This is a genomic window from Marinobacter zhejiangensis (genome assembly GCF_900114775.1).
GTDB classification, from domain to species: domain Bacteria; phylum Pseudomonadota; class Gammaproteobacteria; order Pseudomonadales; family Oleiphilaceae; genus Marinobacter; species Marinobacter zhejiangensis.
Genome location: NZ_FOUE01000003.1, coordinates 403,989 through 417,478, shown reverse-complemented (window position 1 = coordinate 417,478; position 13,490 = coordinate 403,989). Strand labels below are relative to the sequence as shown.

Here is a 13,490-nt window from a genome sequence, read left to right as displayed (position 1 = left end):
ATCCCGGCCAACATCGATAGCAACCAGGATTTCAAAGAATTGAGGGCCAGGCCCGAAGCGGAACAAAAACCAGCGGCGACCCAGAAGCCATTACACGCTTCCAAACCGGCCGAATTTTACACCGTTAGCCGACACAAAAAAACCGGAATGCCGAGGACATTCCGGTTTCCGAAGCTTCCGTCCAGATTAATTTGCGCCCAGCGGGTCCTTCAGGAAACGAAGGAACTCGCTATCCGCATCAATAACCATCAGGTCTTGCTGGTTGGAGAAGGTCTTCTGGTAGGCCTCCAGACTCCGGTAGAAGCTGTAAAAGTCTTCGTTGGAGCTGTAGGCATCAGCATAAATGGATGCCGCTTCACCATCACCCTCACCACGCAGTTCTTCAGCCTTTGCGAAAGCTTCTGCGAGAATTACCGTACGCTGGCGGTCTGCATCGGCACGGATACCTTCGGCGGCCTCACGGCCTCGCGAACGGAACTCCTGAGCCAGTTTTTCACGTTCAGTCGCCATCCGGCGATACACGTTATCACTGACCTGCCCCGGGAATTCAATGGCCTTGACCCGGATATCCAACACCTCGATACCAAATTCGGCAATGGACGTTTCGTTCACCCGGTCACGGAGGATGTGCATCAGCTCATCCCGCTGACCCGACACCACCTCGTGCATGGTGCGGACACCGAATTCATCCCGCAGCCCGTTATCGACCCGTGATGACAGCAGGGACTGTGCCCGCAGTTCATCTCCGCCGGTGGCCCGGTAGAACTCATCCACATCACTGATACGCCAGGCGATGTAGGAATCCACATCCAACGGCTTTTTCTCGATGGTCAGATACTGCTTGGATGGCAGGTCATTAGTCAGAACCCGCACATCGAAACGCCGCACCTGGTCTACCACCGGTACCTTGAAGTGGATACCTGCCTTGATATCGGTCTCGATCAACTCGCCAAAGCGCAGCAAAACGCCCCGATGGGTTTCCGGAATGATATAGACGCTCGACAACACCAGCAGGACAACGATGAGGGTGCCTGCAAGACCCACAATACCTTTAGGTCCCATGATTATCTCCCTCTCCGGACGTTACTGGACTGACGATCCTGAAGTTCCTGCATGACACGATCGGTCAGGGAGCGGATATCACTTTCAGTCATCGACGACGGGGTACTGCCCAGGCCGCTGTCGCTGCGGGTCGCGCCTGCTGAGCGGTTCACCAGCTGATCCAACGGCAGGTACATCATGTTATTACCACCCTCGGTGTCCACCAGAATCTTGCTGGTGCTGGACATGACGGTCTCAAGCGCTTGCAGATACATACGCTCGCGGGTCACGCCCGGAGCCTGCTGGTAGACGTTCAGCATAGCCAGGAAGCGCGATGTTTCACCGCGAGCCCGTTCGATAACCTCAGCACGGTAGGCCGAGGCCTCCTCCACCATACGCTGAGCCTGACCACGAGCCTCTGGAACCACCTTGTTGCGGTAGGTCTCGGCTTCTTCCTTCAAACGCTGTTCATCTTCACGAGCCCGCTGGACCTCACGGAACGAATCCTGCACCGGCGCTGGCGGCTGGGTGCTTTCAACGTTCACCCGGACAATTTGCAGACCAGTGCCGTACTCTTCCAGGAACCGCTGCAGACGCTGTTCAACCCGAACGGCCAGTTCCGCACGACCTTCAGTCAGCACGTCATCCAGCATAGAGCTGCCCACTTCATGGCGCAGCGCGCTGTCAGTGGCAAATGCCAGTGCCTGGTTTGAATTACGCACGTTGAGGACATAGTCTCGGGCGCTGATTACGCGGTACTGTACCTGCAGCTCGACGGTTACCAGGTTTTCATCCTGAGTCAGCATCTGGCCACGAGATTCGGCATTACGAACGTTGGTAAAACGCACCTTGGTGACGTCGTCAATCAACGGTACCTTAAAGCGCAACCCTGGCTCTTCGGTCTTGTGGTATTCCCCGAAGCGCAGGACAACCGCTCGCTCCTGTTCGTCAACGGTGTAGAACGACTGGAACACGATGTAACCCACCAGCAGGATACCCACCAGCGCGAACACAGCACCGAAACCGCTACCGCCACCAGAGGATTCGCTTGAACCGCCTCCGGACTTTCCGCCTTTACCGCCAAGCAGCTTGTTCAAACGATCAAGCCCTTTTTTCAGCGCCTCATCAAGATCTGGCGGTCCCTGATCATCACCACCACGACGACCTCCAGATCCCCAAGGGTCGTTGTCGTTCCGATTTCCACCCGGTTCGTTCCAGGCCATATTCCTCTCCGTTCCATTCTGCTCTAATGGCTGCAAATACTAGGGGGTTATACACGCGACGGCAATAGCCAACAGATTACACCGCCCCCATATCCCCTTGTTCGGCATAGCGAATAGCCGCCGGCTGTTTTCCCGCCCGCCTAAGCAACTGTAGCCAGTCCCGCTCCTGAAGGCGAACTTCCACCAGGGTTTCACCGCTATCGAGATGCCGCTCGGATATCACCGCACCGGCCTGGTGCAGCGATGAACGAAACTTACCATCCGCAGGCTCCAGCACCACAAACTGGTGGATCACATCTTCAGCCAAACGCTCGACCACCGCGTCCTGAAGATCTTCGATACCCGCGCCGGTGACTGCCGAGACCCAAACCCGCACCGGAACACCGTCTTCGTTACGGTCGATCCTGGGCTGAAAGTCCTCAAGCAGGTCTATTTTGTTGAACACCTGCAAAACCGGTACCTCATCCGCACCGATTTCCACCAACACCTGCTCAACCTGATCAATATTGTCGTCACGACGCTCATCACTGCAGTCAATCACATGCAGAAGCAAGGTGGCGTCGGTTGTTTCCTCCAGGGTTGCCCTGAAGGCCTCCACCAGCTTGTGAGGCAGGTGACGGATAAAACCAACGGTATCGGCAAACACCACTGTGCCGATATCCGGCATTTCCAGCCTCCGCAAAGTCGGGTCGAGGGTGGCGAAAAGCTGGTTGGCGGCATACACCGTCGAAGTCGTGAGCCGGTTGAACAGGGTGGATTTGCCAGCGTTGGTGTACCCAACCAGAGAAACCGTCGGGATATCCGCCCGTTGCCGGGCTCGACGCCCCTGATCCCGCTGTTTTCGGACTTTGGCCAGGCGGCGGTGAATCGATTTGATGCGCTCCCGCAACAGCCGGCGATCGGTTTCAAGCTGGGTCTCACCGGGCCCTCGTAAGCCGATACCGCCTTTTTGCCGCTCAAGGTGTGTCCACCCCCGCACAAGCCGGGTCGACATGTGCTCAAGCTGGGCCAGTTCCACCTGCAGCTTTCCTTCATGAGTCCGCGCACGCTGAGCAAAAATATCGAGTATCACCCCGGTACGATCCAGCACCCGGCATTTCAGCTCCCGCTCCAGGTTACGCTCCTGACTGGGACTCAGCGCATGGTTAAACAGCACAACATCCGACTCATAGAGCTGGATGGCCTGCCGGATCTCTTCCAGCTTGCCTTCACCTACGAACAACCGGGAACTGGGCTGGTTGCGTGACCCGGTCACGGTGGCAACCGCTTCCACCCCGGCAGAACTCACAAGGTCAGCAAACTCCCCCAGGTCCTCACCTTCGTTGTGGGAAGAAAAATCGATATGAACCAGGACCGCCCGTTCACCGACATCAGGACGCTCAAACAATGGCTATCAACTCCCGTTTTCAAGTCATATAAATGCAAACACCCGCTCCCCCGAAACCGTGACTTACGGCATCAGGAAGAGCGGGTGAAAATTGGCACAGGGGCCAGGCAAGCGGAGCTATGTGATCAGCCTTCCGCTTCGCCTTCACCTGCCGGGTTCTGTTGCGGGATCCGCACATTACGAGCCGGTACAACCGTAGAAATAGCGTGCTTGTACACCATCTGGCTTACGGTGTTCTTCAGCAAAATAACAAACTGGTCAAACGATTCGATCTGGCCCTGCAGCTTGATTCCATTGACCAGAAAGATGGATACCGGAATACGTTCCTTGCGCAGTGCGTTCAAGTAAGGGTCTTGTAGAGAGTGCCCTTTTGACATGTTATTTTCTCCTGTTATTGAGGTAATTCAGATCGTCATTAATTCAGTTAAATGTGGTGCGTAACCCGATAATTTTCAAGGCAGCATCAACGTTTTGTGCGGATTCTGAGTCGAGCCAGTGCACATCCGGCCATCTCCTTAACCAGGTCATCTGCCGTTTGGCCAGCTGCCGCGTCGCTGCTACCGCCTTTGCAATCATTTCCTGCTTATCACCGTCATCGGCCAGATAAGACCAAGCCTGCCGATAACCGACACACCGCATGGAAGGCATGTCTGTGGACAAGTCACCCCGAGCCATCAGAGCCCGGACCTCATCAAGAAACCCTTCTTCCAGCATTTTGAGAAAGCGGCTCTGGATCCGTTCATGGAGCACGCGTCGTTCGGAAGGAGCAATCGCAAGTTGGGTCACAGTATACGGCAGTGATGTCGATTCGTCTGCCTGCCACTGCGTGAAATAGGGGTAATTCGCACCCTGCCCGTGATTTTGGCCCGTTTTTTCCACTTCAGCCCGCCAAAGGGTTGAAATTGGCTGACCACTCAACCGAATCACTTCCAGCGCCCTCAGCAAACGCTGGCGATTGTTTGGGTGAATCAACTCCGCAGCAATGGGGTCAAGCCGGGCCAATTCGTCGTGCAGGGCCGGCCAGCCATGCTGTTCTGCCTCCTGCTCCAGCTTCCTCCGCAGCTCAGGGTCCGCTGACGGCAGGTCAGACATTCCATGAAGGAGCGCCTTGAAGTACATCATAGTGCCGCCGACCAAAAGAGGAATACGACCTTTAGCTGTAATATCAGCCATTTCCCGCAGTGCATCCCGGCGAAAATCCGCCGCTGAATAGCTTTCAGCGGGATCACAGATATCAATCAACCGATGCGGTGCCTGTGCCAGCTCCTCGGCGGTCGGTTTGGCGGTGCCGATATCCATATCTCGATAGATCAGCGCGGAATCCACGCTGATGATGTCGCAGGGCAGCTTCTGGCAAAGCGCCATGGCAAGATCCGTTTTACCGGATGCCGTCGGCCCCATCAAAAAGATGGCTGGCGGCAGGGCTGACGATTCTGGGTGATCAGCGTTGCTGGCCATCACCGCCCCCTCAGGAACAGCTTATCGAGTTCCGACAACGTGACCAGTGTCCAGGTCGGCCGTCCGTGGTTACATTGACCACTACGCTCGGTTGCCTCCATATCCCGCAGCAACGCGTTCATTTCGGGAATCGTCAGTTGCCGGTTAGCCCGCACCGAGCCGTGACAGGCCATCGTTCCCAGAAGCTCATGGATAACTGCCTCGACACGATCACTCTGGCCATTTTCGATCAGGTCAGCAAGCACGTCGCGCACCAGTTGCTCCGTGTCGGCATGACGAAGCAACGTGGGCACCTGACGAACCGCAATGGTTTCGGGGCCAATTCGCTCAATCAACAAGCCGAGCTTCTGGAGGTCGTCGCCATGACTTTCGGCCAGCCCGGCTTCCTTCTGGCTGACAGCCATCGACAATGGCACCAACAACGGCTGACTTTTCAGGTCCTCAGCGTCCAGGGCCAGTTTCATGCGTTCATAGGTGATGCGCTCATGCGCGGCATGCATATCAACCACCACCATGCCCTGCCGGGTCTGGGCCAGGATGTAAATACCGTGCAGCTGGGCAATAGCGTAGCCCAATGGCGGCTCCGCACCTTCGTTAGCCGGCGGCGTTGGGGCGACGGCTGGTCGCGCCATGGCATCACCGGTTATCGGCTGAACAGGCTCTACCGGCTCAACCGGGGTTGTCACACCGCCACCCTGGTTGAGCGACTGGTAAAAGGCCATCTGATCCTGGGCCGCCCACGTCTTCTGAGGCGGTTGGGAAGTCGCCCCCCAAGGCATGGAATTTGCCGCCGCACCGGCCTGCGGCATCGCTGCACCGGCTGCTCCATCAGCGCTATCACCAGGCTCCGGCCCCAGGGACTGAGCCATTACCCCACGCAGGTGGTCGTCCGGACGCACATCTGCCAGAGCCTTGTGCAGTGTCCGGAAAATGAAGTCATGCACCAGGCGGCCGTCCCGGAACCTCACCTCATGCTTGGTGGGGTGCACGTTCACATCCACCGTCGCCGGATCCACTTCCAGATAGAGTACAAAGGCCGGGTGGCGGTTGTTGTACAGCACATCCCGGTAGGCCTGGCGAACGGCATGGGCGACCAGGCGGTCACGAATAACCCGATGGTTGACGAAAAAATACTGAAGGTCAGCCTGGCTGCGGGAAAAGGTGGGCAAGGCGACCCAGCCCCACAACCGCAAACCGGTCGCCTCAGCATCAATGACGACCGCATTGTCGATAAATTTTTGCCCACAAAGTGCGCCAATACGACGCTCCTTATCAAGCTGGGTAGGCGCAGGACGCAGGCTCTGAACCACTTTCTGGTTATGACGCAGGGTAAAACCGGTATCAAACCGCCCCAGGGCCTGACGGCGCAGGCACTCTTCCAGGTGTCCAAACTCGGTCTTTTCGGTGCGCAAAAATTTTCGGCGTGCAGGGGTATTAAAGAACAGGTCACGCACTTCAACCGTAGTACCAACAGGGTGAGCCGCCGGCGAGAGCCTGGCATCCATATCCCGGCCTTCCACCTCAACCTTATTGGCTGCTTCCTGCTCCTCCGTTCTCGACGTCAGCGCCAACCGGGAAACAGAACTGATACTGGCCAGGGCCTCGCCACGAAACCCCAATGACCCAACGGCTTCCAGGTCTTCAAGGCTGGCAATCTTGCTGGTGGCATGGCGGCTCAATGCCAGGGGCAGGTCTTCCTTGCTGATCCCCGAGCCGTTGTCACGCACTCGAATCAGCTTGACGCCACCCTGCTCGACATCCACGTCAATGTGGCCCGCGCCCGCGTCCAGTGCGTTCTCCACCAACTCTTTCAGGACCGAGGCCGGTCGCTCAACCACCTCTCCGGCGGCAATCTGGTTGGCGAGTCGGGGGGACAACAATTTAATCACAGACATGGTCCGGAGCGGCCTCTCTTATTACGGCGGGTGTATGGCAATTACAGGCGGGAATGATAGCAAGAACGCCAGGAAAGCTCAGGACGCAGGTATACGGATGGTTTGCCCGACAACCACTCGATCATCCGAGAGCCCATTATACTGCATCAGCTCACGTACGGTGGTCCGGTTATCCCGGGCAACAGCCGACAGGGTATCACCACGCTGGATCCGATAGTGGCTTGCGCCGCCGCCCTCTTGTCGCTTCTGCCAAGCAACCAGGGTGCCCGGCGGCGGTGTCTGGTGGAAGTAGTCTTCAATACCTTTGAACACCGCTCTGGCCAACTGCTGACGGTAATTGGCACTGCCCAGGTTGCGCTCTTCCTGAGGGTTGGAGATAAACCCGGCTTCTACAAGAATGGAGGGGATATCGGGCGACTTGAGCACCACAAAGGACGCCTGTTCAACACCCGACTTATGCAGGCGGGTGACCTGCTCCAGATTACGCAGGACATAGTCACCAACACCGATGCTCGCATTGATGCTGGCCGTCATCGACAGGTCAAGCAGCACGCCGGCAAGGGTATCGTCCTTACCGTCCAGGGACACCCCGCCCGAACCACCGATCAGGTCAGAGCGATTTTCACTGCGTGCCAGCCAGCGCGCCGTTTCACTGGTTGCCCCGCGTTGGGACAAGGCGAATACAGAGGCACCCCGCGGCTGGGCGGTGTTGAATGCATCCGCATGCACGGATACGAAAAGATCCGCATTATGGCGACGGGCCAACAGGGTACGGCTACGCAGGTCGATATAGTAGTCGCCGTCTCTTGTCAGCCGGGCGGTATATCCAGGCTGACTCTCAATAACTTCAGCCAGAGTTCTGGCCAGACGCAGAACGACATCCTTCTCTCGGGTTCCGGCAGGACCGGTTGCCCCGGGATCCTCGCCGCCATGCCCGGCATCCACCACCACAATGATATCGCGCTGTCCTGAGCCATTATCCGACAAGGTTGGCCGCGCAGGCTCCTCGCTGCGACTCGCCCCCCCAGACCCCAGCAGGTCGAGCACCAGACGGTGGCCATACTGTTGATTGGGCTCAAGCTGGAAACTCCGCGGCTGGACATCGCCATTCAGGTCCAAGACCACCCTAAGGTCCGTCCCATTTCTTGGTGCCGTGCGAATTCGTTGGATCGGCGTGCCTGACAGGTCCAGTGACGAGAAGTCCGCATCCATGCCGGTATTGCTGATGTCGATCACAAGACGGGAGGGATTGTTGAGGGCAAAAATATTGTGCTCAACCGGGGCCGACGTATCGAATACCAGGCGGGTATGATCAGGGGCAGGCCAGACCCGGGCGCCCTCAATGTCAGCTCCGGCGTTGGCTTGCCAGCAAACCGCAAGCAACGCAAAGACCTGTAGGGCTCTGATTGCCCAACGGCCGCGTGATCTGCTGATATATTTACCCATCCTGTGCACCCAATCGCTTTTCAGTATTTCGTTCAGTCAGGAGTCGCGGCATCGATCGCCAGCACAACGCCACTCCCTCGACGGGTTCCCGCGTTCAGGTACGCCACCCGTCCGTGCCCCCGGGCTTCCAGGCGAATGATCAGGTCCGGCTCGGGCAACACCCCTTGCCCCCTTTCCGCCCACTCGATGAGACAGATGTCATCACCGAGGAAATAATCCCGAATGCCCATGTATTCCAGTTCTTCCGGGTCACCCAGCCGATAAAGATCAAAATGGTACGCGGCCGGGCGTAAATGCTCGTACGGTTCTACCAACGTGTAGGTAGGGCTCTTGACCGAACCTGTGTGCCCCAGTGCCCGTAACACCCCCCGGCTCAACGTGGTCTTGCCCATCCCCAGGTTGCCCTCAAGGAAAATCGTCAGACCATCGCCGCTGGCAAGCACCTGCCGGGCGATCTCAGCGCCCAGCCGCTCTGTTTCGCTTTCGTCCGCCAGCACAACCGTGCAACGAACCGTTTCACTCGCCGTCAACGGCATCATCAATTCCCTGTAAACCCTCTCGCAACCGGCGCTCTGACAACCTCTCGGCCTCAGCGAGCATCAACGGCAGCGTATCAATGACATCGGTTGGGATGAGTCCCATATACCCTTTCGACTCCGAAGCCCGGTCGGCACACGCCAAATGCAGCGTCGCCGCGAGTGTCGCTGCCTCCAGCGGAGTCGCGACCTGTGCAAGGAGGCTGCCAATCATACCCGACAGCACATCACCCATACCACCGGTCGCCATGCCCGGGTTACCACCACTAATGATGATGGTTTCACGTCCGTCCGTAATCACGGTGCCAGCACCTTTGAGCAGCACTGTTCCGCCATATTCCTGCTGAATGCGGATAGCGGCCGCCACCCGGTCCTCCTCTACGTCTGCGGCAGAGGTCATTCCCAGCAATCGTGCAGCCTCCCCCGGGTGAGGCGTCAGAATATGGTTATTGGCGGTCACCGGAACCCGTTGCGACAACAGGTTCAGGGCATCCGCATCCAAAACCTGGGGCTTACCGCTGGTCACCACCTGTTGCAGCATCTGCTGTCCCCAGGACGACTGCCCCAATCCTGGCCCACAAACCACAATGGATGCCCTGGACAGCATCGGCACCAGCTCCGACCCATGAATCACGCCCTGCGCCATAACGGACGGACACCGGGCCAGCGCCGGCATGACGTGTTCCGGTCGTGTCGCCAACGTCACCAGGCCAGCGCCACTACGTATTGCAGCCTCAGCCGCCAGCAACGCGGCCCCACCAAAACCACGGTCACCCGAAACTATCAGCAGATGCCCAAAATGCCCCTTGTGGGCCGCCGCCGAGCGAACGGGTAAGCGAGACCGAAGCCCCCACCAATCCACTCTCCGGGCCGTCGGCTGCTCACCACAACTATCGAGAAAAGGTTCGGTCTCCAGTGATTCGAACACCACCTGCCCCGAACACCCACTCCCCTGCCCGGTTAGCAGGCCGGTTTTCAGGCCAATAAAGGTGACCGTTACTACCGCCCGGACCACATCGCCCGCCGCATGCCCCGTTGTCGCATCCAACCCTGACGGAAGGTCAATTGCCAGCACCGGTGCCAGGCTGGCATTGCAGCGGCGGATCAGGTCATCGAACGGAGCTCTCGGAGCCCCCGTCACGCCGGTTCCCAACATGCCATCGACAATCAGTCCGGCGGTAGCAAACAACACCGCACGGGCGCCCTCATCGAGTTCGCGCCAGAGTCGAACTCCAACTCCGTCGCCCACGGCGGCCTGATAAGCCTTCAGGGCATCCCCTTTCAGGCGCTCAGGATCAGTCACGGCAACACAGTCAACGTCGAGCCCATGACGAACCGCACTGGCCGCCACCAGGTAACCATCGCCACCGTTATTGCCAGCACCGCAAAGCACCAACAACCGCCCCGGTTCTGGCCAGACTTTGATCATATTCCGGAAAACGCTGCTGGCTGCCCGCTGCATCAATTCAAAGCCAGGCACCTGACACTGACCGATCACATAACGGTCAATCGCCCGCACCGCATCGGCGGAATACAGGGATTCTGGTAGACTACGGCTAACCGCTGGGATCATGACGTCGGGTCCTGGCAAAGAAACCGGTTGAAGTTATAGGGCCAGATCTCTGTAAAGAATAGCAAAACAGCCCTAAAGGTCATAACTTAAACAATTGCCGTTTTGTTAAACATTCTAAAGTCCAATATGCACCAATCCCTGGACACACTTCCAGATATTATCCGCCGCTGGGCACAAGAACTTGGCTTTGCCGATGTTGGCATCAGCACGCCCGATACTGGCGACCATGGCAGCCACCTGAAACGGTGGCTGGCGAATGGCCTACATGGCGAAATGAGCTATATGGCAGACCATGGCAACAAGCGGTTTACGCCCACCGAACTGGTACCGGGAACCCAACGGGTCATCTCCGTGCGCATGGATTACCTGACAACACCGGACAGCCCCGGCGATGTCTTGTCTAATCCCGAAAAAGCCTATATATCTCGCTATACCCTGGGACGTGATTACCACAAACTGATGCGCAAACGCCTGGCAACCCTCGCCAAGCGGATTGATGATGCGGTGTCCGGGTTCGATTACCGGGCGTTTGTCGACAGCGCCCCGGTGCTGGAACGCGCCCTGGCCCGTCAAGCCGGACTGGGCTGGCAGGGCAAGAACACCATGCTGCTGACTCGCAAGGCCGGCTCATTCTTCTTCCTGGGTGAAATTTTCACCAGTGCGCCACTGCCACTCGACACACCGTATGACAAAGACCATTGTGGCCGCTGCACGTCCTGCCTGGACCTTTGCCCGACCCAGGCCTTCCCCGCCCCACACGTGCTGGACGCCCGGCGCTGCATCAGTTACCTGACCATTGAGCTGAAGGGCGCCATTCCGGAAGAGTTACGACCACTGATGGGCAACCGGGTATTTGGCTGCGATGACTGTCAGCTGGTCTGCCCCTGGAACCGTTTCAGCAAACCGTCCGCTGAAGAGGACTTCAAGCCGCGGCACCATCTGGACAATACCGAGCTGGCTCAGCTGTTTCGCTGGACCGAAGAGGAGTTTCTAACGCGCACGGAAGGGTCGGCCATTCGCCGGACCGGGTATGAAGGCTGGCTCCGCAACCTGGCAGTGGGACTGGGAAACGCACCATCCACCATTCCAGTCATTGAGGCCCTTAAATACCGGACCAACCACCCTTCCCCGCTGGTGAGGGAACATGTGCTGTGGGCTTTGCAGCAGCATGGCGTCGATACCGACGCCACACCACCCGCGACTCAGTCCTGAAGGCGGAAAAACGCCTCCCGGTAATGCTGGAGCTCGGCAATGGAGTCCCGGATATCATCCAGAGCAAGGTGTGAGCCCTTTTTGGCCACGCCTGCCAATACGTCAGGCCGCCAACGCCGCGCCAGCTCCTTTACCGTGCTGACATCAAGGTTGCGGTAATGGAAGAACGCCTCCAGTTGCGGCATGTACTTCACCAGAAAGCGACGATCCTGCCCAATGCTGTTACCGCAGAGTGGTGAGGCACCTGCATCCAGGTGCTCCTTCAGGAAGGCCAGCGTCTGCTGTTCCGCCTCCGCTTCCGACACCTTGCTGTCTTTGACCCGCTGGGTCAGGCCGTTTTCGCCATGAGTCCTGGTGCACCACTCATCCATGGCATCCAGCAAACTGTCTGGCTGATGCACTGCGATGACCGGCCCCTCTGCAATGACATTGAGGTTCGAGTCGGTGACAATGGTGGCAATTTCGATGATGCGTTCCCGTTCCGGGTCCAACCCGGTCATTTCCAGGTCAATCCAGACAAGGCGGTCGGATGCCGACATTACTTCTCTCCTGAGGGTAAAGGTTTCGCGCGAGGAGACTGCCACCGTGCAGGCAGCAACGGGGCAATTCGAGTATGATGGTACACCAGATTAGCCCTCGATACTGACATCACACTATTGCCTATGGCCAAACGTCGATTAAACAAACAACAGCAGTGGCGTATCCGCAAGATTCAGCAGGAACGGGCGGAGCGTGCTCACCGCAAGGAACGCGCCATTGACGAACAACTGGAAGCTGGCGAACTCGGCGCAGAGCAGGCCGGGCTGGTTATCGCCCACTATGGCCAGCAACTGGACATCGAGGCGCTTGAGGGCGAGCGTAAAGGCAGCGTCTGTCGCTGCTTTGTCCGCGCCAACATTGACAGCCTGGTGACCGGGGACCGGGTCATCTGGCGTCCCGGGTCAGGCGAAACCGGCGTCATCGTCGCCCGCTCGGAGCGCCAGAATTTACTGCAGCGCCCGGATAAGTTTGGCCAGATCAAGCCGGTTGCGGCCAACATTGACCACATCATTCTGGTCATTGCGCCGGAACCGGAGCCACACGACAACCTGATCGACCGCTACCTGGTGGCGTCGGAAACGACCGGCATACCCGCCGTCATCCTGCTCAACAAGCAGGACCTGGTGACCGATGACAACCGGGAAGCGATCGACCGTCTACTGGCACGCTACGAGTCTTTGGGGTATCCAGTGGTAAGGACCTCCGCGCGCACGACCGATGGCGAACCCGCCTCCCAGGTGACCGAACTGGTCCAGGGCCAGACCAGCGTGTTCGTCGGCCAGTCAGGTGTCGGTAAGTCATCGATCATTCAGACACTGCTACCGGACGAGTCCATTCGCGTCGGTGCGGTATCCGAGAGCACTGGCAAAGGCACCCACACCACAACCACGGCACGATTGTTCCATCTGGACTGCGGGGGGGACCTGATTGATTCTCCGGGGATCCGGGAGTTTGGTTTGTGGCATATGTCTGCGGACGAGATCGAATTTGGCTTCCGGGAAATCCGCAACTTGATGGGCCACTGCCGCTTCCGCAACTGCCGCCACCAGAACGACCCCGGCTGCGCCATCAACGACGCCGCCGACAAAGGTGAAATCACGCCGGAGCGGATGCACAGCTTCCACCGCATCCTTCAGGACATGGCGGAACAGCAATCCCGGGGACTCACTGTAGAGTAAG

Annotated in this window: 12 protein-coding genes; 2 read left to right on the top strand and 10 right to left on the bottom strand. The window is 58.2% G+C overall.

Translation table 11 applies throughout. The annotated features are described in order from the left end of the window. Positions 1-186: 186 nt before the first annotated feature. From hflC to BMZ67_RS11755, 9 genes are all read right to left on the bottom strand, one after another. Positions 187-1,062, bottom strand: a complete 876-nt coding sequence (gene hflC, locus BMZ67_RS11795; protein WP_092022840.1) for a protease modulator HflC — start codon at positions 1,060-1,062, stop codon at positions 187-189. A 2-nt stretch (positions 1,063-1,064) separates the two neighbouring features. Beyond that, positions 1,065-2,264: an FtsH protease activity modulator HflK gene (gene hflK / locus BMZ67_RS11790; RefSeq protein WP_092022838.1), complete on the bottom strand. Its 1,200-nt coding sequence runs from the start codon at positions 2,262-2,264 to the stop codon at positions 1,065-1,067. Between the two features lie 76 nt (positions 2,265-2,340). Then, positions 2,341-3,651: a ribosome rescue GTPase HflX gene (gene hflX, locus BMZ67_RS11785; RefSeq protein ID WP_092022836.1), complete on the bottom strand. Its 1,311-nt coding sequence runs from the start codon at positions 3,649-3,651 to the stop codon at positions 2,341-2,343. Positions 3,652-3,776: 125 nt separating this feature from the next. Beyond that, on the bottom strand, positions 3,777-4,028 hold the full coding sequence (gene hfq, locus BMZ67_RS11780) for an RNA chaperone Hfq (RefSeq protein WP_092022834.1): 252 nt from the start codon (positions 4,026-4,028) through the stop codon (positions 3,777-3,779). Positions 4,029-4,071: 43 nt separating this feature from the next. Next, a complete protein-coding gene (miaA, locus tag BMZ67_RS11775; protein WP_092022832.1) occupies positions 4,072-5,109 on the bottom strand; it encodes a tRNA (adenosine(37)-N6)-dimethylallyltransferase MiaA in 1,038 nt (345 codons plus the stop codon). Then, positions 5,109-7,004, bottom strand: a complete 1,896-nt coding sequence (mutL, locus tag BMZ67_RS11770) for a DNA mismatch repair endonuclease MutL (protein WP_092022830.1) — start codon at positions 7,002-7,004, stop codon at positions 5,109-5,111. The genes miaA and mutL overlap by 1 nt, the downstream gene beginning before the upstream one ends. 78 nt (positions 7,005-7,082) lie before the next feature. Beyond that, complete coding sequence (locus BMZ67_RS11765; RefSeq protein WP_092022828.1) at positions 7,083-8,450, bottom strand: N-acetylmuramoyl-L-alanine amidase; 1,368 nt, start codon at positions 8,448-8,450, stop codon at positions 7,083-7,085. A 32-nt stretch (positions 8,451-8,482) separates the two neighbouring features. Then, positions 8,483-8,986: a tRNA (adenosine(37)-N6)-threonylcarbamoyltransferase complex ATPase subunit type 1 TsaE gene (tsaE, locus tag BMZ67_RS11760; RefSeq protein WP_092022826.1), complete on the bottom strand. Its 504-nt coding sequence runs from the start codon at positions 8,984-8,986 to the stop codon at positions 8,483-8,485. Further along, on the bottom strand, positions 8,967-10,559 hold the full coding sequence (locus BMZ67_RS11755) for an NAD(P)H-hydrate dehydratase (protein ID WP_175481910.1): 1,593 nt from the start codon (positions 10,557-10,559) through the stop codon (positions 8,967-8,969). Before BMZ67_RS11755 ends, tsaE begins: the two co-directional genes overlap by 20 nt. 126 nt (positions 10,560-10,685) lie before the next feature. On the opposite strand from BMZ67_RS11755, the gene queG reads away from it, so the two are divergent. After that, positions 10,686-11,771, top strand: a complete 1,086-nt coding sequence (gene queG / locus BMZ67_RS11750) for a tRNA epoxyqueuosine(34) reductase QueG (protein ID WP_092022824.1) — start codon at positions 10,686-10,688, stop codon at positions 11,769-11,771. Here the strand turns inward: queG and orn are convergent. Next, a complete protein-coding gene (gene orn, locus BMZ67_RS11745) occupies positions 11,762-12,310 on the bottom strand; it encodes an oligoribonuclease (RefSeq protein WP_092022822.1) in 549 nt (182 codons plus the stop codon). The genes queG and orn overlap by 10 nt on opposite strands. Before the next feature lie 123 nt (positions 12,311-12,433). Here orn and rsgA point away from each other — a divergent pair, with 123 nt between their 5' ends. After that, positions 12,434-13,489 (top strand): small ribosomal subunit biogenesis GTPase RsgA, encoded by a 1,056-nt coding sequence (gene rsgA, locus BMZ67_RS11740; protein WP_092022820.1) that lies wholly within the window; start codon positions 12,434-12,436, stop codon positions 13,487-13,489. Position 13,490 lies beyond the last annotated feature (1 nt).